The 19,093-nt window shown below is 66.0% G+C and carries 20 protein-coding genes; 14 read left to right on the top strand and 6 right to left on the bottom strand.

The window, feature by feature from the left end:
* Nucleotides 1-236 precede the first annotated feature (236 nt).
* The 5 genes from CA982_RS23200 (at nt 237) to CA982_RS23180 (ending at nt 6,469) form a co-directional block, all read left to right on the top strand.
* Nucleotides 237-443 carry a heavy-metal-associated domain-containing protein gene (locus CA982_RS23200; RefSeq protein ID WP_035755517.1) on the top strand — a complete coding sequence of 69 codons (207 nt, stop codon included), beginning with the start codon at nt 237-239 and terminating at the stop codon, nt 441-443.
* A gap of 90 nt (nt 444-533) precedes the next feature.
* Nucleotides 534-1,502: a hypothetical protein gene (locus tag CA982_RS23195; RefSeq protein WP_035755515.1), complete on the top strand. Its 969-nt coding sequence runs from the start codon at nt 534-536 to the stop codon at nt 1,500-1,502.
* Between the two features lie 47 nt (nt 1,503-1,549).
* Complete coding sequence (locus CA982_RS23190) at nt 1,550-3,895, top strand: heavy metal translocating P-type ATPase (protein ID WP_035755513.1); 2,346 nt, start codon at nt 1,550-1,552, stop codon at nt 3,893-3,895.
* On the top strand, nt 3,892-6,111 hold the full coding sequence (locus tag CA982_RS23185; RefSeq protein ID WP_035755504.1) for a heavy metal translocating P-type ATPase: 2,220 nt from the start codon (nt 3,892-3,894) through the stop codon (nt 6,109-6,111). The genes CA982_RS23190 and CA982_RS23185 overlap by 4 nt, the downstream gene beginning before the upstream one ends.
* Nucleotides 6,112-6,145: 34 nt before the next feature.
* Nucleotides 6,146-6,469 carry a metal-sensitive transcriptional regulator gene (locus CA982_RS23180; protein WP_035755503.1) on the top strand — a complete coding sequence of 108 codons (324 nt, stop codon included), beginning with the start codon at nt 6,146-6,148 and terminating at the stop codon, nt 6,467-6,469.
* A gap of 51 nt (nt 6,470-6,520) precedes the next feature.
* Here the strand turns inward: CA982_RS23180 and CA982_RS23175 are convergent, their stop codons facing one another.
* Entirely contained in the window at nt 6,521-7,447 is a 927-nt protein-coding gene (locus tag CA982_RS23175) for a M23 family metallopeptidase (RefSeq protein WP_035755502.1), read from the bottom strand.
* A gap of 286 nt (nt 7,448-7,733) precedes the next feature.
* On the opposite strand from CA982_RS23175, the gene CA982_RS23170 reads away from it, so the two are divergent.
* Nucleotides 7,734-8,402 (top strand): DUF305 domain-containing protein, encoded by a 669-nt coding sequence (locus CA982_RS23170; protein ID WP_035755501.1) that lies wholly within the window; start codon nt 7,734-7,736, stop codon nt 8,400-8,402.
* A gap of 56 nt (nt 8,403-8,458) precedes the next feature.
* Here CA982_RS23170 and CA982_RS23165 read toward each other — a convergent pair whose 3' ends face one another.
* The 3 genes from CA982_RS23165 to CA982_RS23155 form a co-directional block, all read right to left on the bottom strand.
* The gene (locus CA982_RS23165; RefSeq protein ID WP_035755572.1) at nt 8,459-9,415 is read right to left on the bottom strand and encodes a M56 family metallopeptidase; all 957 of its coding nucleotides are present in this window, start codon (nt 9,413-9,415) and stop codon (nt 8,459-8,461) included.
* Between the two features lie 1,118 nt (nt 9,416-10,533).
* Nucleotides 10,534-10,770 carry a helix-turn-helix domain-containing protein gene (locus CA982_RS23160; RefSeq protein WP_035755500.1) on the bottom strand — a complete coding sequence of 79 codons (237 nt, stop codon included), beginning with the start codon at nt 10,768-10,770 and terminating at the stop codon, nt 10,534-10,536.
* Between the two features lie 125 nt (nt 10,771-10,895).
* Nucleotides 10,896-11,273: a hypothetical protein gene (locus CA982_RS23155; RefSeq protein WP_137809384.1), complete on the bottom strand. Its 378-nt coding sequence runs from the start codon at nt 11,271-11,273 to the stop codon at nt 10,896-10,898.
* Between the two features lie 84 nt (nt 11,274-11,357).
* On the opposite strand from CA982_RS23155, the gene CA982_RS23150 reads away from it, so the two are divergent.
* From CA982_RS23150 to CA982_RS23135, 5 genes are all read left to right on the top strand, one after another.
* A complete protein-coding gene (locus tag CA982_RS23150; protein ID WP_244176450.1) occupies nt 11,358-12,668 on the top strand; it encodes a DNA cytosine methyltransferase in 1,311 nt (436 codons plus the stop codon).
* Nucleotides 12,590-13,150, top strand: coding sequence for a hypothetical protein (locus CA982_RS26975; protein ID WP_244176449.1), 561 nt, complete (start codon nt 12,590-12,592; stop codon nt 13,148-13,150). Before CA982_RS23150 ends, CA982_RS26975 begins: the two co-directional genes overlap by 79 nt.
* Before the next feature lie 125 nt (nt 13,151-13,275).
* Nucleotides 13,276-13,944: a type IV toxin-antitoxin system AbiEi family antitoxin domain-containing protein gene (locus tag CA982_RS23145; protein ID WP_035755497.1), complete on the top strand. Its 669-nt coding sequence runs from the start codon at nt 13,276-13,278 to the stop codon at nt 13,942-13,944.
* A complete protein-coding gene (locus CA982_RS23140; protein ID WP_035755494.1) occupies nt 13,944-14,975 on the top strand; it encodes a nucleotidyl transferase AbiEii/AbiGii toxin family protein in 1,032 nt (343 codons plus the stop codon). The genes CA982_RS23145 and CA982_RS23140 overlap by 1 nt, the downstream gene beginning before the upstream one ends.
* Before the next feature lie 59 nt (nt 14,976-15,034).
* The gene (locus tag CA982_RS23135; protein ID WP_139114265.1) at nt 15,035-16,309 is read left to right on the top strand and encodes a PIN-like domain-containing protein; all 1,275 of its coding nucleotides are present in this window, start codon (nt 15,035-15,037) and stop codon (nt 16,307-16,309) included.
* Nucleotides 16,310-16,328: 19 nt separating this feature from the next.
* On the opposite strand, the gene CA982_RS23130 is transcribed toward CA982_RS23135, so the two are convergent.
* Nucleotides 16,329-16,820 carry a hypothetical protein gene (locus CA982_RS23130; protein ID WP_035755490.1) on the bottom strand — a complete coding sequence of 164 codons (492 nt, stop codon included), beginning with the start codon at nt 16,818-16,820 and terminating at the stop codon, nt 16,329-16,331.
* 31 nt (nt 16,821-16,851) lie between these two features.
* A complete protein-coding gene (locus CA982_RS23125; protein ID WP_035755488.1) occupies nt 16,852-17,106 on the bottom strand; it encodes a hypothetical protein in 255 nt (84 codons plus the stop codon).
* Between the two features lie 116 nt (nt 17,107-17,222).
* On the opposite strand from CA982_RS23125, the gene CA982_RS23120 reads away from it, so the two are divergent.
* From CA982_RS23120 to CA982_RS23110, 3 genes are all read left to right on the top strand, one after another.
* The gene (locus CA982_RS23120; protein WP_139114264.1) at nt 17,223-17,903 is read left to right on the top strand and encodes a DUF6349 family protein; all 681 of its coding nucleotides are present in this window, start codon (nt 17,223-17,225) and stop codon (nt 17,901-17,903) included.
* On the top strand, nt 17,900-18,274 hold the full coding sequence (locus CA982_RS23115) for a helix-turn-helix domain-containing protein (protein ID WP_231381005.1): 375 nt from the start codon (nt 17,900-17,902) through the stop codon (nt 18,272-18,274). Before CA982_RS23120 ends, CA982_RS23115 begins: the two co-directional genes overlap by 4 nt.
* A gap of 301 nt (nt 18,275-18,575) precedes the next feature.
* Complete coding sequence (locus CA982_RS23110) at nt 18,576-18,836, top strand: redoxin NrdH (protein WP_051406002.1); 261 nt, start codon at nt 18,576-18,578, stop codon at nt 18,834-18,836.
* Nucleotides 18,837-19,093 lie beyond the last annotated feature (257 nt).

Below are 19,093 nucleotides of genomic sequence, written 5' to 3'. Positions count from 1 at the left end.
TACCTAATTTTTCGCAGGATCGGTTCGGGCGCCCACTCCTCATCCCCGGTCTGTCCGCTCCCCCGGGTGCGCCGCGACGCTGGTCCGCCTTCGAGATCAGTGTCGGACCAGCGTCGGACGTTGATTACCCTAGGGGGGTATGGTACCAAGGTGGGAGTGGCTCAGTTGTCACTGCCGCGGGTGGGGTCGGGATACGGCCGTCCGGGGTATCGCCAGAAGGGAAGGGCAGCATCGCTATGAGTACGTCTACCGTCACTGTCACCGGGATGACCTGCGGACATTGCGCCTCGTCGGTACGCGAAGAGATCAGCACCCTCGACGGTGTAACCAATGTCGCCGTGGACGTGGCCAGCGGCCAGGTCACCATCGACAGCTCCGCTCCGCTGGAGCGTGACGCTATCCGCAGCGCGGTGCAAGAAGCCGGTTATCAACTCGCTGAGTGAGGTCGCGGGCCGGGCCGCCCCGGTGGTGGCCCGGCTCTCCTCGGCAGCGCAGCGTCGCTGGGCGATCTCCTGACAGACAGGAACATGACAATGAACGTCCCTTCTAAGCTGGGCCTTTTCGCTGGTGCGCTGGCGGTGGTCTTCGTGGCCGCCTACACCGTGGCAGCCGCGGTGGCCCCGGACCGGTCAGGCGCTACTGGGTCGGACTCACCGGCGCACGCCGGACACCAGAGCGCACCGGCCTCGTCTGCCGCCGCGACGCCGGGTGTGCGCGGGGTCACCGTCGGGTCGGGGGGTTATCTGCTCTCCGGACTCGCAGCGCCCGCGCAGACCGGCCAGGCGGGCGTGTTGACGTTTTCGATCACCGACCCCGCCGGTTCGGCGGTCACCGACTACACGGTGGAACACGACAAACAACTGCACCTGATCGTGGTCCGGTCTGACGGCACCGCATTCCGCCACGTGCACCCCACGGTGGATGCTGCTGGGCGGTGGTCGATTCCATGGCAGTGGCAGACGGCCGGCACCTACCGGGTGTATGCCGATTTCGTTCCGGCAGCGACCGGTGAAACCCTGACGCTGACACGCACTCTCGAGGTGGGTGGCGACTATCAACCCCGCCCACCAGCCGGTGAGTCGCGGCGGTCGGAGGTGGCCGGGTTCCAGGTCGAGCTGACCGGTGAGCTGCACGCCGGCACCGACTCAGAGCTGACTGCGACCGTGAGTCGCAACGGTCAGCCGGTCACCACCTTGCAGCCGTATCTGGGTGCCTTCGGGCATCTGGTGGCGTTGCGCGATGGCGACCTGGCCTACCTGCACGTGCATCCCGAAGGCTCGACACCCACGCCAGGGCAGTTGTCCGGGCCGCAGGTGAGGTTCGCGACGAACGCACCGACACCGGGCCGCTACCTGCTCTATCTCGACTTCCAGGTCGACGGACAGGTACACACCGCGACATTCGTCGTCGACACCGCTGCAGAGCGTGTTCGAGCAAGCGCGACATCCTCGTCGTCTCCGGCGTCGTCTGCGTCGGTCCCGCCTGAGCACGCCGGGCACTGACCGCCCGTCATCCATCCCGCCGGCTCAACCCACGTCTTGGAGTCCTCATGACCACCACCTCCCCGTCCCGCTCGGCCGGGTCAGACATCGAACTCGCCGTCAGCGGAATGACGTGCGCGTCGTGCGCGATGCGTATCGAGCGCAAACTCAACAAGCTCGACGGTGTCAGTGCCACAGTCAATTACGCCACCGAGAAGGCGCGTATCACCACCTCGGGTGATCTGGATCCGCAGCTGCTGATCACCGAGATCGAGAACGCCGGCTACCAGGCCACGCTTCCGCCGTCGGCGCAGACCGATCACGATGCGAGCGCAGCGGCGACCGATGAGGCCGCCAGCGACCCCGAGCTGCAGGCATTACGCACTCGTCTGATCGGCGCGGTGGTGCTGTCGGTACCGGTCATCGCGATGGCGATGATCCCGGCGCTGCAGTTCACCTATTGGCAGTGGGCCTCGTTGACCCTGGCCGCCCCGGTCATCGTGTGGGCGGCGTGGCCGTTTCACCGCGCGGCCTGGGTGAACCTGCGTCACGGCACCGCCACCATGGACACCCTGATCTCAGTGGGTACCGGTGCGGCGTTGCTGTGGTCGTTGTACGCCCTGTTCTTCGGTACCGCCGGCACACCCGGGATGACCCATGGCTTCAGTTTTACCGTGGCGCCCTCCGACGGAGCGGGCAACATCTACCTTGAGGTGGCCGCCGGGGTCACCATGTTCGTACTCGCGGGCCGCTACTTCGAGAAACGCTCCAAACGGCAGGCCGGTGCAGCGCTGCGGGCGCTGCTGGAACTCGGCGCCAAAGAGGTCGCCGTCATCAAAGACGGCCACGAACAACGGATCCCGATCAACGAGTTGTCGGTCGGCGAGGAGTTCATCGTGCGGCCGGGAGAAAAGATCGCCACCGACGGTGAGATCGTGTCGGGCACCTCGGCGATCGACGCCAGCATGCTCACCGGCGAATCGCTGCCGGTCGAAGTCGGTCCGGGCGATACCGTCACCGGGGCAACGGTCAACGCCGGCGGGCGGCTGCGCATACGCGCCACCCGCATCGGTGCCGATACCCAGCTAGCCCAGATGGCCACCATGGTCGAACACGCCCAGTCCGGCAAGGCCCATGCCCAGCGGCTGGCCGACCGCATCTCGAGCATCTTCGTGCCCGTGGTCATCGCCATCGCTGTCGCGGTCCTGGGCGCCTGGATCGGGGCGGGTTATCCCATCGAGGCAGCGTTCACTGCTGCGGTGGCCGTGCTGATCATCGCCTGCCCCTGCGCGCTGGGATTGGCCACTCCGACCGCCCTGCTGGTCGGTACCGGACGGGGAGCCCAGCTCGGCATCCTCATCAAGGGACCGGAAGTCTTGGAGACCACCCGCACGATCGACACCGTGGTCCTGGACAAGACCGGCACCGTCACGACCGGTCAGATGACGTTGCTGCACGTGCACACCGATGCCAACACGTCCGACCGCGAAGTACTCGCCCTCGCCGGTGCGCTCGAAGACGCCTCCGAGCATCCCATCGCCACCGCCATCGCCGACGCGGCACGCACCGAGCTCGGCGCCCTGGCCGAGGTCGAGGAATTCACCAACATCGAAGGTATGGGAGTGCAGGGCACCGTCGAGGGCCATGCAGTCCTCGTCGGACGCGACAGCCTGCTCGCCGACTGGGGACTGTCGCTGGACGATCCCGATCTGACAACTGCCCGCGAATCCGCGCAAGCCGCAGGACAAACCGCAGTGATGGTGGCCTGGGACGGACAGATCCGTGCGGTGCTGGTCGTCGCCGACGCCATCAAACCCACCAGCGCCGCAGCCGTCGCCCGACTGCAGGCCATGGGGTTGACTCCGGTCCTACTCACCGGTGACAACCAGAAGGCCGCCGAACACGTCGCACGCGAGGTCGGCATCTCCACCGTGATCGCCGAAGTCCTACCCGCCGACAAAGTCCAGGCCGTCACCGCACTGCAGAACGACGGCAAAGTCGTGGCCATGGTCGGCGACGGGGTCAACGACGCCGCAGCGCTGGCCTCGGCCGACCTCGGCCTGGCCATGGGCACCGGCACCGACGTGGCCATGCAAGCCGCCGACATCACCCTGGTCCGTGGCGACCTCAACGCCGCCGCGGACGCGATCGCCCTGGCCCGCAAGACGCTGGCGACGATCAAGACCAACCTGTTCTGGGCCTTCGCCTACAACGTCGCCGCCATCCCCCTCGCCGCACTCGGGTTGCTCAACCCCATGCTCGCCGGCGCCGCGATGGCCTTCTCCAGCGTGTTCGTCGTCAGCAACAGCCTGCGGCTTCGTGCCTTCACCTCACGCACCACACCCGGTGACGACAACCGCACCTCCCACACACCCTCGACACATACCCCCCAGGGGTATAAGGTGGCGTCATGAACGAGCACACCTCTGCTGAACACGCCGGTCACACGGCCGCCGATCAGCACCACCACGGCCAGGTTGAGCACCACGAGGCGGTGCTCGATCACACCGGACATCACCACCCCGATTCCTCTGCCGGACAACGCCATCACGGTTCCGACGACCACGCCGGTCACGACAGTCACAGTGGTCATGCCGGTCACGGCGGTCACGGGCACGGCGGGCATGGTGACCATGTGGGCCAGTTCCGGCAGTTGTTCTGGATCATGCTCGTCCTCGCAGTGCCGGTCGTCGCGTTCTCACCGATGTTTGCCATGCTCATCGGCTATCAGCTGCCCGATACCGGAGTGGTCCAATGGATTTCCCCGGTACTGGGCACGGTGATGTTCGCCTGGGGCGGGCGTCCGTTCCTGTCGGGGGCCGTAAGTGAATTACGCTCGCGCACACCGGGCATGATGTTGCTGATCGCTCTGGCGATCACGGTGGCCTTCGTCGCCTCGTGGGGAGCCAGTCTCGAGGTTGTGCACCATGAACTGGACTTCTGGTGGGAACTGGCCCTGCTGATCGTCATCATGCTGCTCGGGCACTGGATCGAGATGCGGTCGCTGGCCCAGACGACCTCGGCGCTGGACTCGTTGGCGGCACTGCTGCCCGATGAGGCCGAACGCGTCGACGGTGAACAGATCAGCATTGTGGCCCCGGCGCAGTTGCAGGTCGGGGATGTGGTGATCGTGCGCCCTGGTGCCAGCGTTCCCGCCGACGGCCGCGTCATCGACGGAACCGCCGAGGTCGACGAATCGATGGTGACCGGTGAATCGCGCACCGTCCGCCGTGGCGTAGGTGATCCGGTCGTCGCCGGAACGGTGGCCACCGATTCCGGTCTACGCGTGCAAGTCACCGCGACCGGTGAGAACACTGCGTTGGCCGGTATCCAGCGGCTGGTCACCGACGCCCAGAATTCGTCGTCACGTGCGCAACGCCTCGCCGATTCCGCGGCCGCGCTGCTGTTTTGGTTCGCACTGACCGCTGCGGTCATCACCGCGATCGTGTGGACGGTGATCGGTCAACCCGATGACGCGGTCATCCGCACGATCACCGTGCTGGTCATCGCCTGCCCGCACGCACTCGGGCTGGCCATACCGCTGGTGGTCGCCATCGCCACCGAACGCGCTGCCCGCGGGGGAGTGCTGATCAAAGACCGCCTCGCCCTGGAAGCTATGCGCACCGTGGACGCAGTGCTGTTCGACAAGACCGGAACCCTCACCAAGGGGGAACCGACTGTGATCGCCGTCGAGCCCGCCCCTGGTAGCGACGCCGAGGACGTGCTGGCCGCCGCTGCCGCCGCCGAAGCGGACAGCGAACACCCCCTGGCCCGGGCGATTGTCGCCGCCGCCCGAGACCGGGCCCTGCAGATCCCCTCGGCCACCGAGTTCACCTCCTCACCCGCGGTCGGGGTCAGCGCCCATGTCGAAGGGACGGTCGTGCGGGTCGGCGGGCCGCGCATGCTCGAGGAGCACCGCCGGCACGAACTCGCCATCGCCGAGCAGTGGCGCGCCGACGGGGCCATCATCTTGCACGTCGTGCGTGACGACGAGGTCGTCGGCGCGATCAAACTCGCCGACGAAGTACGTGCGGAGTCCCGCCAAGCCGTCGACGCCCTGCACCAAGTGGGCGTGGCGGTAGTGATGATCACCGGTGATGCCGAAGCGGTCGCGCACAGCGTCGCCGCAGAGCTCGGTATCGACCGGGTCTTTGCCGGGGTGCGCCCTGAGGACAAAGCCGACAAGGTCGCCGAGTTGCAGCGCGAGGGCCGCAAAGTCGCCATGGTCGGCGACGGCGTCAACGATGCCCCCGCACTCGCTCAAGCCGACGTCGGCATCGCCATCGGCGCGGGCACCGACGTCGCGATCGCCTCGGCCGGAGTCATCCTCGCCAGCGATGACCCGCGTTCGGTGCTCTCGGTGATCGAACTGTCCAAGGCCAGCTACCGCAAGATGAAGCAAAACCTGTGGTGGGCAGCGGGATACAACCTGATCTCGGTGCCACTGGCTGCCGGGATCCTCGCCCCGATCGGATTCGTGCTGCCCATGTCGGTCGGTGCCATCCTGATGTCGGCGTCCACGGTGGTCGTGGCTCTCAACGCCCAGCTCCTGCGCCGCCTGGACCTACGCCCGCAGACCAGCACCACCCACGCGCTGCACGACACCCGCCCCACAGCCAGCACTGGGTAAGGAAACAGACCCTTGAAAAGGAGATGATTGTCCGATGACGACATCGTCCGCACCGGAGAACGAGTGCGCACATACCGCGCACGGCTACATCAGTGACAAAAGCCGCTACCTCGCGCGACTCAAACGCATCGAGGGCCAAGCCCGCGGAATCCACCGCATGGTCGATGAAGAGCAATACTGCATCGACATCCTCACCCAGATATCGGCGCTGACCAAGGCGCTCGAAGGTGTCGCGCTCGGCCTGCTCGACGACCACCTCAAACACTGCGTCCTCGACGCCGCCCAGGCCGGCGGCGCCACCGCCGAGGACAAGATCGCCGAAGCCTCCGCCGCCATCGCCCGACTCGTCCGTTCCTGATCCCCACCCGCACAACCGATCACGCCCGACCCTCGGCGCGGACGCATCCGCTCACGTCCGTGGCTGTCGCACCCACTGCGGCACCACCGGCCCGCCCGGGGCCGGGCGTTCGGCCTCGGCATCAACGGCCAGCACCACCCCACGCTCGGCCAGCCACTGTGCGGGATCGACATTCACCCCGGCGGGATCGAGAACCTCGAAATGCAGGTGCGGGCCGGTCGACACACCGCGGTTGCCCACCGTGGCCACGATCTGTCCCATCCGGACCCGGGTGCCCTGCTCGAGCAGATTCTCATCGTTGTGGCCGTAGGTGGTGATCGTGCCGTCATCGTGGCGGATCCGCATCCACAAGCCGAAGCCTTGCGCTGGGCCGGCGGTGATGATCTCCCCATCGGCCACCGCGACAATCGGAGCACCCAGATCGTTGCCGATGTCGATGCCCTGATGGCCGCGCCCATCCCCGAACGTCGAGGTGATCGAGCCGGCAGTAGGCGCCACCGCACCCCCGCTCCCCGGCACCGCAGCACCCGGAGCCCCCGGTTGTGGTTGCGGCCCATGCGGGACGCTGGGATCGTGCGGCACCAACGCCGCCACCAACGTTGCCACCAGACGAGCCAGCGGCAACGCATCGATGATGCGAAAGCCACTGAGCGGATCGACAGTCGAACCAAACGCGCCGAAACACTCCAACGCGGCCACACTGCCGCTGTCGCTGCTCCCGGACTGCGCATGATCACGTAAACACGACGACGCATGCTTGATCGGCTCACCCAAGCTCGCTGCCGCCGCACCGCCCAGCGCCGCCTTGACCGTGTCCTGCACGAGAACCACCAGCTCCCGGGCGACATGGTCATCGGGTGCGGCCGCCGCGGGCAGCACCGGCGCCCACGCCACACCCACTGCCGTCGCCACCGCGACCACCATGAGCATCCACCGCCCGTTCACTGCGCCCGCGAACGAAGCCACCACCATGTGCATACCGTCGAACCCTTCTGACGTCGACGTCGACCACCACTCGGGCGGATCGAATCGATGCCGAAAGTCCACGCCGAGAGAGCGACGCCCAGCATCACACCACGCACACCACCAGCCCCACCAGTCACACAAGTTCCCACGACTGCAGCCGTGATTTTCGTCGCGAGACATGCTTCCCGCAGGTCAGTAGGGGAAAGGCAAGGGCCCGAACCGCACCGAACTACTATCGTGGCTAGTAGAATTGTTATCGAAGCGCCACCTTGCGGGGCGTCTGAAACAAGGAGGACAGATGTCGACAAAGCGCGCGCGCATCATCATCGGGGCATCAGCGGCGGGCCTGCTGGTGTTGGCGGGCTGTTCCGACTCCGAGGGACAAGACCACTCCTCGATGACGGGAATGGTCACCACCACCTCGATAGCGGCACCATCCTCTGTGGCCGACATGGGCGAGCACAACGCGGCCGACATGACCTTCGCCCAGGAGATGATTTCCCATCACTCACAAGCGATCACGATGAGCAACATCCTGCTCGACAAGAACGACATCAATCCCGAGGTCGTCCGACTGGCCCAGCAGATCAAAGCCGCCCAGCAGCCCGAGATCGACCAGATGAAGTCCTGGGTGACCACGTGGGGAGCTTCGATGAGCTCGAGCTCGCAGGGCCACGACATGAGTCAGATGAGTGCCGGGGAATCGATGTCGCCGTCAATGGGCGGTCACGACATGCCCGGAATGATGACCGAACAACAGTTCCAACAGCTGCGCGAGGCCCAGGGAACCGCGGCGGCTCGCCTCTACCTCACACAGATGATCGAGCACCACCGCGGCGCCGTCGCCATGGCCAAGACCGAGATCCAGGACGGGAAGAACCCCGAAGCCATCGCACTGGCGCGAAAGATCATCTCCGACCAGGAATCGGAGATCGCCGAGATGCAGCGACTACTCGCCGGCCTGTAGTGGCCCAGCCGCACCCGCCCGACGGCCTCGAGCAAATGACACGCTCGCTTTCACCATCACAGCAGGCAAGCTACCGCCACCAGCGCCGACACGGCGCCGGTGGCGGTGACGACGGTAGGTAGGACAACAACCCCTGCAACCGTGGCAGCGGCCATTGCGTGGTGACCACGTGACACACATCGCCGACCGTCATAGAGCCGGTGCAAACGCGGCGTCACACTCGCAGAATCACTGATCGACAACGCCCCCGCCGGAAAATCCGACGACCCGGCCGATCGGGCCAGCGTTCCCAACGCCGAGCACACTGTCCGGGTGCCGACCTGTTCGGCCGCCCGTGCATCAGCGGCCTGCTCGACAAGTGTCGCCACCTCATCAGCACCGCGAGCGAACAGCGGAATGAACGGCAACGCTCGGCCCAGAACCCCAGCGAGCAACACGATCGCGTGATGCCGCTGGCGTCGGTGTGCGCGTTCGTGAGCCATCACAGCATTCAGTTCAGCGCCGGTCAGAACGTCCTGCAAACCCGTCGTCGCAGCGATCCCCGCGTTGCGGCCCGGCAAACAGAAGGCCATCGGCCGCTGATCGCTGAGCCACCACACATCAGGAAACCGATCACAACGTTGGCCAACCAGACGTAACGCTTGCAGATAGTGCTCGCGTGCCCGGCCCATTGCGACCGCAGCACGTGCCACCAAGGACACCACCCAAACGGCCGCCGCCACCGTGCTGGCCAGCACCGCGGCCCCAGCCACGGTCTCCACCTGGGCCGGCGCGCCATGAGACAACACACGCAGGCAGGAGGCCACCGCCGACAACTTATGCACGCCGAAGTGGTTCGGCACCACCAGCACCGACACCGCAGCGACCCACAACGCCGTGAACATCGCCTGGGCGGCCGGCCACGCCACCAACACCCACCGAGCATCGATGCGTGGCTGGATACGCACCATCCACCGCGGCCACCACCAACCCAGCAGAGCCGCTGCAGCCACCAGCACCACCGCCATGCTCATCAGCGCCAACCCATCTCGCGCCAGGCGCCGACGGTGTTCAACTCGCTGGGACCGTTCTCCATCAATCCTTCTTCCCTCGCCACACGGCACTGCACCCAAGTATGACCGGAACACACGCCTGCATGCCCCAAGAAACTCGGCACCGCAACCCCTAGAACGCTCCCTACTAACGGAGATAGTATTTAGAGTCGATGTGGACAGGGGTCATAGTGAACCTCGCCGACAAGGGAGCGTTTCGGGTGGTCACAGGTTTCGAGCACGTCGATGATGAGCAGCGGCGGTACCGAAAGGCCATGCGAGAGGTCCGGCGGGCGCCAACACCCCACTCAGCGCACACTTTCTTCGCCGAAGCACATGGCCTCTGCACGACGAACCGCCGACGGCACGTCACCGCTCATCTAGGCATGGCGCGCCAGCTGGCGAAACTCGGCGACAATCGAGGATCGATACACCACACGGCCGCAGCAATTGGCGTTGCCGCCAAGATTCGAGCCTGCCCTAGGTGACATGGCTGGCCGATCGTGCATGGTGCGTCGCCGACCCGCAATTCGCCACCATCGGTGCCAGTGCCGCCGCAATCACCGACACCCTTGCCGACTCGAGGATCGATACCGTCGACGACGACCCAAGAGTCGATCCCCCGCGCTACCTCTGATGGCGGAGCGGCAGCACAGCGGATCACCAGCTACGACGTCGTAAGGTACATTTTCGGCGAATTGCGGTGTATAGCACTATCTTTCGTCACCAGTGACGATAGTGAACGGGAATCACGGGGCCGAACGCCCCGGCTGATGTACATTTGCAACAGCGAACCGGATCACATTGGTGGCTCTTAGAGCGCGCCGATGGTGATGTTGTTCGTTGCACGCCAGCAGCTTTGGCTACTTGTGACTGCGTCTGACCGCAGCTGGCTCGCGCGCCGCGAACATGCTTGCCCAGTTGTCGACTACAGCAAAGATCCGGTTTGCTAATGTGGCGACGCGTTCTTCTGAGTTGCCACACCCAGCCGAAGACCGTTCTCACAGGATCGGAGGGGAGGGCGGTGAGGCCCCCTACTGTGCAGTCCCTCTCCCCTCCGTCCTGGGTCCGAGGCCGCGTGTCACCCCATGCAGGGAAGGTCAGTGCCCGATCTTATGAAGTAGCTGCGAGGCCGGCATTTTCAGAGCTTTGGCGATGCGCGCCAGGGTGATGATGGTTGCTCGCCGCGATCCGTCTTCCACGCCGCGCAGCATGTTGCGCTCGACGCCGGCCTCGAGACCCAGGGCCCGCTGACTGAGGCCCAGTTCCTCGCGGCGGGTCGTGATCGCTTCTCCGAGAGCGCGTAGCAACGCAGGTTCGTCGATGTCGACGGCCATGACGGCTCCTCCTCCCCTATCGCCCGCCAGGTCGGCGGGCGCACTCGGCGTGGCTGAGCCTACCGGCGAGGTCGCCGCGGGCGGCACTACGACGGCGGTGCGCCCGGTCGGCGCGGGACAGCTGCTCACTGCGCGGGTTTCACGATCGTCAGGGTCAGCTGGTCGTCGTCGATGTGCTCGTCGAACTCCTCGACAGCCAGCCAGTGGTCACAGTAGTACTGGTCGCGGCCGGAATCGTCCATCGCCGCCCACTGCTCAGGCAGCGGGCCGACGTAGCGCTGCACCCGGCGGACCAGATACGACCGCTCGACAACCTCGGTGCGCGCCAGCTCGGGCATCGCTTGCTCGACCAGCCCGACAAGGGCGGCAGCCGCGTCATGTTCAGCGTCGACACTGCCTGCGAGGTCGCAGGCTCGGCGCCACTGCTCGATGCTTGCGGCGATCGCTCGCGCATGAACGCTCATCGGTGTTGCCGCGCAGGTGTTTTCGGTGGTCGTTGCCATGTGCTGCTCCTTCTTACGCCGTGCCGTAATGGTTGCCTATAGGCTACCGCTGATGGTAGTCTATAGGCAACCACCACGGATGGAATGGGCGAGGAAGCGACGATCATGGGGCACATCATCTCGAAGACAGCGGAACATCGACCGGCGCTGCGTCGCAGACGATTCCGTCACGACAACCCGACCGCGCTGGACTTGTTCTCAGGATTTGGCGGATTCACCCAGGGCATCGAGGCCGCAGGATTCGACACCATCGTCGGGGCCAACCACAACCGCTACAAGGTCGAGGTGCACGAGGCCAACCACCCGCACGTCGAGCACTGGATCGCTGATCTGATCAACACCGACTCCGACACCTACCACTCGGTGCGCGAACTCCCGGCGGCCGATCTGCTGGTCGCGGGGGTGACCTGCACCAACCATTCCCAGGCCAACACCCAACGTGCCTACGAACAGGGTCTGACGTTGTTCGACCTCGACGACCCCGAGTTCGAGGAACGCGCCACCCGATCCGAGCGGGACCGCGCAACGGCCAACTGCGTGCTGCACTACGCCGATCAGCACCACCCGCTGCTGATCCTGGTCGAATGCACCACCGAGTTGCAGTCTTGGGGACCAGCGGTGCCCGGGCGACGCAAGGTCGGCGACGGGTCGACGTATCGGTGGTGGCTGCGCGAGATCACCAAGCTCGGCTACGAGCACAAGGTGCTCTACCTCAACTCGATGTTCTTCGGCGTCCCCCAGAGCCGGGACCGGCTCTACATCGTGTTCTGGGACCGCACGCTGCCCGCTCCCGACCTCGATCACCGCCCCCAGGCGTGGTGTGGCCCCTGCGATGAGGCTGTCGAGGCGATGTGGGCGTGGAAGACCGGCGTGCCCGCCAGCGGATCGGTGCGCTACGGCAAGCAGTACAACTACCGTTGCCCGCGTTGCTTCGGTGAGGTCTCTCCCACCGCCACACCGTCGTTGACGGCCTTGGACCTCACCCACCTGGGCACCCGCATCGGCGAGCGGACCAAGCCGCTGGCCCCGGCGACCATGGCCCGTGCCGAGCGGTGCCGCCAGAAGTTCGCCGAGTTCCCCGCTGTGCTGATGCCGGCCAAGGCCCAACGCGGCGTGGAACGCCATCCGCTGCAACCGATGGCCACCCAGACCTCGCAGCAAAAGACCGCGCTGCTCAGTACCGGCGCCATCATGTGGTCGCCGCCGGAAACACCTTCGAGCGCCCCGGATCGCAGTGCCGGACCCGGACCCTGGGTCAGCCGCTGTGGACCCAGCCCGCCACCAACACTACCGGCCTGCTCACTCCCCCGGTCGCGATGGCCATCAACAACTTCCAGGGCGCACCACGCGGCCTCGACGAGGCGCTGCCCACCCAGGGCGGTTCGGAGACCCTGAGCATCGTGTCCTCGGGTGTGGTGCCCTTCCGCAAGCACACCACCCCGACCAGCCATGCCCAGGCCATGCCGACGATCACCGCCGAACAGACCCCCGGCCTGCTCACCGCGACCGGCGACCCCGCCCTGCTCGCAGGCTGGTTCAAACAGAACGGCAGCACCGGCACCGAAACCGCCGCGCACCCGCTCACCGACCCACTGGGCACCCTGACCAGCCGCGACACCACCGCCCTGCTGGCCTCCCACTGGCGCGACGCCCTCGCCGACATCCCGCTCGATGAGTGCTTCTTCCGCATGATGACCCCGCACGAGGTCGGCCGCGGCTGCGGATTCGACCCCGACTTCGGCGACCACAAAGGCACCTTCACCGTGTGGGGCAAAGGCCGCGACCAGATCGACGGCTACGGCAACGCCGTCACCCCACCAGTCCCGCTATGGATCGGCACCCGCCTACGCGAAGTCCTGCACCCCACCAGCGGATGACGACGTCGACCGCCCCGGCACACCGTGACCACTGTGCCGGGGCACGCGGGCCAGTCTGCACGGACGGGCCGCGCTCGGACAGCTCGGAAAGCCTCACCGATCACTCCCGTTGCTATTATTGCTGCATGATCGACGCTGGCCGGTGGGGCGCGATCCGCGGGCTGGCGGATCGCCAGTTCGGCCTGTTCACCACCGCCCAAGCCCGCAACCTCGGCGTCGCGCCCTACGTCCTGGCCCGCCTCGCTGCCCGTGAGGCCATCGTCCGGGTCCACCACGGCGTCTACGAGATCCCCGAGTCCACGGCCTGGACAACCCTCGGCGACTGGGCGGCACAATGGTTGGCGCTCCACCCCGCCGCCGACATCGAGGAACGCCGCACACGCCCCGACAGCGTCGTGAGCCACGCCGCCGCCGCCCAAGTCCTGCGCCTGGGCACGATCACCGCATCCGGGCTCGAGCTGAGCAGCCCCCACCGCATCAACGTCCGCGACCCGTCGGTGCGCACCTGGCGCCGGTCGATCGGTGACCGCGCCCACGACTGGGACCTCGTCGACGGACTACCGGTCACCACACCCGCGCGCACCGTGGCCGACCTGCTCCTCACCCACGGCGACGGCGGACACCTCGGGACCGCGCTGCACACCTGCCTGACCGAATCGCTGGTCGACGCCGACGAGCTGATCGCGGCGTGTGATCGGGCCGCGCCGCGCTGGAACTACGCCTCCGGTGCTGACCTGTTCGCCGCGCTGCTCGATCAGGCCCAGATGCCGGCCGAACCGGTGCTGGTCGGCTGATGGCGTATGCGTCCGAAGAGGCCTTCCGCGCCGGGCTGAAAGCCCGCCTGTCCGCCGAAGCGCGGACGAGCAGGTTCAGCCGCGACGAGCTCGCCCAAACCGTGACCCTCCAGTTGTTCCTGGCCCGGCTGTTCCGCTCCCCCGACGCCGACCAGTGGATCCTCACCGGCGGCACCGCCCTGCAATTCCGGGCACCGACCCAGGCCCGCCCCACCGCCGACGCCGACCTAGCCACCCGCCTCGACGCCGAACACATGCAACACTCGCTGCGCCAGGCCGCCCACCCCGGACCCGGCGACTTCGGCGAGTTCGACATCACCATCACCGCAACCCGTAGCCCCGGCTTGTTCGCCGGACGTATCCGCTACAACATCGCCGGACAACGATTCTCCGACGCCACGCTCGACCTCGCCACCCACCGGGAGATGCTGCTACCGCCCGAGACGATCAGCCCGCGCCCGGTGCTCGCGCTCGACGAACTCGACCCCATGCCCGTCATCCGGATGCAGGCCGCCGCCGAAGCAGTCGCCGACAAGGTCGCGGCCCTCTACGAGCTGCACGGCACCCACGGCGACACCCCCTCGACCCGCGCCCACGACCTGGTCGACCTCGTCATCCTCGCCCGCACCCAATCGTTCGACGCCGAACAGCTGCACGCCGCGATCCGCCACCAAGAACAGCGCCGCGACCTGACGATCCCGATACCGTTGGTTCTGCCCAACCCGACCTGGGAACGTGACTACCCCCAACGCGCCGCCCACAGTGGCCTACCCGCGCACCTGCACCACCCCGACGCCGCGCTCACGGCCGCCAACAGCCTCATCGAACCCGTCCTGACGGGCGCGACCGGGAACGGCCAGTGGAACCCCGACGACGGAGTCTGGACCTCGCAGAGATCACGCTCGATCGGAGAACTGCTCGGCGACACCCGCGCACCACACGCGGCGCCACGCACACCCGCACACGAGGCCCCGCCGGGGCCATCGGCGCATAGCACCGAACGCTCCCACGACCACGGACCCGAACTTTAGATTTGACCCGCGGGCCCGGCACCAAAACGGGCACAGCGCAGCGAAGGCAGGAGGACGCGATGCGTGAGGTGTTCGGTGAGTGGTACACCTATGGCGACGATGAGCGCGGCGATTTCGTCACTAAGGCCAGAATTGCACTGGATGCCAACGTCCTACTCGACCTGTACCGGATATCGAAGGAGTCGCGCGAGAAGATCCTCGCCCAGCTCGAACGGGACGAGATCCGTCCGCGCCTCTTCCTTCCCTACCGCGCCGGCCTCGAATACCACCGTCAACGACTGTCTGTCGCAGACGATCACGCCAAGCAATACGCCAGCGCGACGAGCATCATCACGAGGGTCAAGAAGAACGGCGCCAATAGTCCACTCCTGCGGGAACTTCGCACGGCTGTCGAGGGTGTCAAGGACACGGGAGTGCAGAAGCGACTACTCGACGCGGTGGACGCGGCATTCAAGACAGCCGCGACGGAGGTCGAAGAAGCACTACGGACTGAGCGAGAGTCGAACATCCTCCACACCAAGCAAATTCAGGCAACTGACCCCATCCGAGACCGTATCGAGAAGCTGTTCACCGATCCCGGTCAGGTCGGTCGGCGGCGGACATCGACCGACCTCCGGGCATGGGAGGACCAGGCACGTGCCCGCCTCGCCGCTGCCATACCGCCGGGGACTGGAGCCGATGAGGCCAAGCAGGACGGCGGGATCGGTGACCCGCTCATCTGGATGGAGATGATGGACCTGGCCAAAACTGACGAGCAGGACGTGCTGTTCGTGAGCAACGACATGAAGGCAGACTGGCGTCACATCGTCGACGACGAAGACTTCGGGACATTGCCCGACCTCCGACGGGAGTTCGCTGACGAGACCGGCCAGCGCTACCACCACGTCAGTACCGACACCTTCCTCCAGGACCTCAACAAGTACCTCAACGCCGACGTCGGAGATGAGGTGATCGACGAGGTCAAACACACGCGGGTCACGCTCTCCCCCACGATTGAGCTTCCAACCCTGCGGGTCGCAGACCTTTACCCCGATCTAACCGCCCGCAATGAGGAGATGTACCGCAACGCGGTTCGGGGGGTTAACATGCCGACAGCGCAGGAGCTCAACGCCATAACCGGATTCAGGTCCTCCGGTATTTGGGAGACACTGCGAAATCAGTTGGCTCATAACCAATTATCAGAGTTATCAGAGTTCACGCGTTCCCCAGAGTTCCAACGATTGATCTGGACAGCCCAACCGTCCGATCGAGCCAAACCAACCGACGACGGGCTGCCCGACGATGACGACGGGCTGCCCGAGGATGACACGGAACCGGGATCAATAGGCGACTGACGCGATGCGACCCGGGCAATCACGCATTCCGGTAGATCGGGCAGCCGCACGAGGTGTTGCAGGCGAAGCTCCAGGTGGGGTGGGCGGCGTGGGTGTGTACTCCCCAGGGGTGTCCGCATTCGCAGTCGGGGAAGAACTGGCGGTCCCAGCGGTCGCAGAGGTCGTCGACGGTCAGCGTGCTTGACGGGTAGCCCACCGCGCCTCGGAAGCCGACGCACTGGTATTTCGACCAGGTGGGGTCGACCTGGACCGGGCAGCCGAGGTAGCCCAGGTCGTGGTTGATGACCAGCCCGTAGTCGAAGGTGTTCTGCCCGCAGCGGCCACACCAGTCCTCACCGGTCGGTACGGGTTGGCCGTCGGGTCGACCGGCCCGACGCTGCTCCCATAGCTGGCGCAGGGTCGCAACCTCGGCATCGAGGCGACGTTGCTCCTCGATGCGCTCAGCGGTGCCGTCGAGCAGATCGAGCAGGTCGATGTCGTTGTCGTGGTCGGGCGATCTGCGGCGCGTCATGGGGTGTCCTCTCAGATGACGTCGTGGGGCGTCAGTGGGCGGCGTAGATCGGTGTGCGGGCCAGGAACAGGCATTCGCGGTTCTCGTCATCGGCCAGGACGATCCCGATGCCGGTGGTGAGGATTTCGGCGAGCCCCAGTGCCCACTGGGACCACGTCAGATCGACCATGGCGTGTACGTGCTCGATGGGTACCAGCTCAGGATGTCCGGTCTGGAGCACGTTGGTGGCGCGGATGATCTCGCGTGCGCTCGGGCTGGCGGTGCAGTTGCTGTAGCTCCACGACATGCGAGGCTCCCTTGTGTCGAATGTTGCTGTGGTGGTGCAGTTCTGAGCGTCTTACCCGCCAGAGCGCTGCACCTTATAGGGTTCACAATATGCACCCTATGGGGTACAGTCAAGTCATGACCACAACCACTCTCCCGACGACGCCGACCGCGCCGTCCTCGCACGGCCTACAGCTCGACATGTTCGCCGAGGCGGCACGCGATGAGCGTGCGCACGCTGAACGCACAACCGGTGTCCCTCGCTTGTATGCCCTGCGGTGCACCACGATTGCCGACTACGAGCACGCGATGGCGCAGTGGAGGAAGGCGTGGCCTGATCTCGCCTGCCTGCGCGACTCGCACGGCTGGCACGTCGCGATCGGTGAGTACGCGAGCAGCCGCGAACCGACCGACACGTGCATCCCGATCACCCTGCAAACCGACCTCCGATGCAACCGGACCTCGCACCGCGGTTGCCTGTGCGTGGGTGATCTGGTCTCGCGCAGCTTCTGCCGAGGCTGCGGCTGGCATTCCGAGGTTGTCGGCGACGACACCGACACCGACGCTGCGCTGCTGGGCCTGGATCACTGCTTCCCGGGATGGCGCGACGACCCGATCGTGCCCTCGGTGCCCTACGACGACGGACCCAAGCGCCGCACCCGCCGCAACTGGGAAACCACTGTCACCGAGCTACACGGCACCGAACGGCCCCAGGGCTACCCGATGATCACCCGCCGGGGACCGCACGGGTGGCGGGCGGTGCCAGGCCGATCGCTGTGGGGCGGCTACGACGTCGCCGCCGAAACGCTCGGCCGATGATTGACACCACCGATCGTGCCGTGCCCGGCCTGCGTGCCGGGCACGGCACGCACTCGCCTTCGGTCGGCTCTGGCAAGCTCGACACCACACAACCACCCACCGCCCCCGAGAGGCCCGAATCCATGTCGAGCGAACCGTCCGCAATTAGCGTCGACGAGACCGCCGTCATGACCGCCGTCGGAGCAGCGATCGTCGCCCGCCGCACCGAACTCAAGATCAGCCAGCAAGCACTGGCCCGCACCGTCGGCACCAGCCGGACCTTCCTGCGCGGCATCGAGGCCGGTGAGCGCGCGCCGACCGTGGTCACACTCACCCGGATCGCTCGCGCCCTGCACACCACGCCCAGCGCACTCATCACCACCATCCGCTGACCCGGCCCCGCCACTCTCTGCGCCGCCAGCAGCCATCCCGAGGGCCGGAGCCCTCTTGCCTACCGGCGCAGCCACGCAACCCCCTGTAATTCCGAAGGTATTCGGTGCGCGTTTCTGTGGATATTTCCGCACAAATCAAAAGAATCCCGGAATAGACAAGGTGGGGGCATTCAAAGGACCACTAACAGCATGTCTAGGCGTTTTTCCCGCAACACTGAAATACGTTGCAGCCCTTGCATATACAGCCCATTAGGTATAGAATAGAAGAAAGCAAACAGCCACCGATAGAAAGGTTTCAGAAATGACGATCACTGTGTACACCAAGCCCGCTTGCGTCCAATGCCACGCCACCTACAAAGCGTTGGACAAGCAGGGACTGGACTACCAGGTGGTTGACATCAGCACCGACGCCGCCGCCCGGGACTACGTGATGAGCCTGGGCTACCTGCAAGCCCCCGTCGTGGTTGCCGGCAGTGAGCACTGGTCGGGATTCCGCCCCGACCGGGTCAAGGCACTCGCCGAACGGGATTTATTGCCAGCTGATGCAACATTGGCTGGGTGAGAACCGAGGTCGACTCGCCAACGATCGAGTTCCTCACAGTTTGCTTAAGCGCCTGTTCCAGATTGGGCGTCATAGGCTCAGATCGCCGACGGCAATAAGCAGGGCGAGCACGGTGAGCACAACCCGGGTGTGGGTTGTGCTCACCGGTATGGAAGTTGCTTTTGCCTACGCCGGCACTGTGATTGGGGCTGAGGTTGCGGGTGGGGCGGTCAGTGGTTTCGCACGGCCTGCACGCACACCGTTGGCAATGACACGAC

The organism is Gordonia lacunae (assembly GCF_002149015.1).
Taxonomy (GTDB): Bacteria; Actinomycetota; Actinomycetes; order Mycobacteriales; family Mycobacteriaceae; genus Gordonia; species Gordonia lacunae.
This window is presented reverse-complemented; position numbering and strand designations above follow the sequence as displayed.